Raw genomic sequence first — 2,471 nt, 5'->3', positions numbered from 1 at the left:
GTGCTACTGGCCGAGGTTCTAAACCTAAAGCGGGTTTGTCTGGCTTTACTGTTTCTAACTTAAAAATTCCTGGTTTTGTACAACCATGGGAAGGGGATTACGGTAAGCCAGATCGTATTGTCACACCGTTAGAAATTATGCTCGAAGGCCCACTTGGCGGCGCAGCATTTAACAACGAATTTGGTCGTCCTGCCATTACCGGTTATTTCCGCACCTACGAGCAATTAGTGTCTAGCCATAATGGTGTTGAAGTACGCGGCTATCATAAGCCGATTATGATTGCTGGTGGATTAGGCAATATCCGTGAAGATCATGTTCAAAAAGGTGAGATTACCGTTGGTGCTAAGCTCATTGTGCTTGGTGGACCAGCAATGAACATTGGCTTAGGCGGCGGTGCAGCATCATCTATGGCGTCAGGTCAGTCTAGCGAAGATTTAGATTTTGCTTCTGTACAACGCGAAAACCCAGAAATGGAACGTCGTTGTCAGGAAGTGATCGACCGCTGCTGGCAGTTAGGCGACACCAACCCAATTCAGTTTATTCACGATGTCGGCGCGGGTGGATTATCCAATGCGTTCCCTGAATTAGTGAATGATGCTGATCGCGGCGGGGTATTCAATTTACGTAATGTTCCCTCTGACGAGCCAGGCATGAGCCCGCTTGAAATTTGGTGTAATGAATCACAAGAGCGTTATGTGTTATCGGTTGCACCAGAGAACTTACAACAATTTGCTGATATTTGTGCCCGTGAACGCGCGCCATTTGCCGTGGTTGGTGAAGCGACTGCTGAAATGCATTTAACCCTTGCCGACAGTCACTTTAACAACAAGCCGATTGATTTACCGCTTGAAGTTTTATTAGGCAAAGCACCTAAAATGAGCCGTGATGTAGTAACTGCCAAAGCAATATCACCAGCGTTAGATCAAACTAAAATTGAGCTAAAAGATGCCATTAAGCGCATTTTAACCTTGCCAACAGTGGCAGACAAAACCTTCCTTATTACCATAGGTGATCGCTCCGTTACTGGTTTAGTGAATCGCGATCAAATGGTGGGTCCATGGCAGGTTCCAGTTGCCGACTGTGCAGTAACCGCATCAAGTTATGACAGCTACTGCGGTGAAGCGATGTCGATGGGTGAGCGTACTCCGTTAGCCTTACTCGACTTTGACGCCTCAGCCCGCATGGCGGTTGCCGAATCGATTATGAACATTGCTGGTACTGACATTGGCTCGTTCAAGCGTATTAAGCTTTCTGCTAACTGGATGTCTCCAGCGGGTCACCCTGGTGAAGATGCCGGTTTATATCAAGCCGTTAAAGCGATTGGTGAAGACCTTTGTCCTGAACTTGGTATAACAATTCCTGTTGGCAAAGACTCCATGTCGATGAAAACCGCATGGGAAGATAACGGCACTCAGAAAACCGTCACATCGCCTATGTCGTTAGTCATCACTGCCTTTGGTGTAGTACAAGACATTCGTAAAACGGTAACGCCACAGCTTCGCAGTGATAAAGGTGACAGTGCTTTATTAATGCTGGACCTAAGCAATGGCCAAAATCGTTTAGGCGGTTCTTGTTTAGCGCAGGTTTACAGTGAGTTAGGTGACATTGCACCAACATTGGATAAAACCGCTAACTTAGCTGGCTTCTTTGAAGTGATGCAGCAGCTAGTCGCTGATCAAGCAGTTATGGCTTATCACGATCGCAGTGACGGTGGCTTATTTACCACTTTAGTGGAAATGGCATTTGCTGGTAATTCCGGGTTAACTATTGATTTAGCCAGCTTGAATGGTACTGATTTAGAACGTTTATTTAACGAAGAAATTGGTGCTGTAATTCAAGTCAGTGCTATTGATGCTAAAGCCATTGCCGCGCAATTTGAAGCTAAAGGCGTAACGTGTCATCACATCGGTGGTTTGCAAACGGCAGACAAAATTAGCATTAATGATGGCGAGCGAGTCATATTTGCTGACAGCCGTACTGCACTGCGTACCTTATGGTCAGAAACCACCTATCGCATGCAAGCACTGCGTGATAACCCTGAATGTGCGCGTGAAGAATATGAGCTTAAACAACAAGCTGATGCGCCAGGTTTGACGGTTAAATTAGGCTTTAATCCAAGTGAAGATGTAGCCGCACCTTATATTCTTAAAGGTGTTGCACCAAAAATGGCTATTTTACGTGAGCAGGGCGTTAACTCTCATGTTGAAATGGCAGCCGCTTTCGATCGTGCCGGTTTTGAAAGCCGCGACGTGCACATGTCGGACATCTTATCTGGTCGAATTAGTTTAGAAGAATTCCAAGGCCTAGTGGCTTGTGGCGGCTTCTCTTACGGTGACGTGTTAGGCGCTGGTGAAGGTTGGGCTAAATCGATTTTGTTTAATGATCGTGCTCGCGACGAGTTTAGTCGTTTCTTCGAACGTGATTCAAGCATCGCCCTAGGCGTGTGTAATGGTTGTCAGATGTTATCTAAC

1 protein-coding gene is annotated in these 2,471 nt (G+C 46.2%); it reads left to right on the top strand.

The window, feature by feature from the left end:
• A partial coding sequence (gene purL / locus CXF78_RS20255) for a phosphoribosylformylglycinamidine synthase (RefSeq protein WP_102037765.1) occupies positions 1-2,471 on the top strand: 2,471 nt, incomplete at both ends.

It is taken from the genome of Shewanella sp. 11B5, from assembly GCF_002836795.1.
GTDB classification, from domain to species: Bacteria; Pseudomonadota; Gammaproteobacteria; order Enterobacterales; family Shewanellaceae; genus Shewanella; species Shewanella frigidimarina.
Note: the sequence above shows the minus strand (reverse complement) of the source record. Positions and strands in the feature narration are given on the sequence as shown.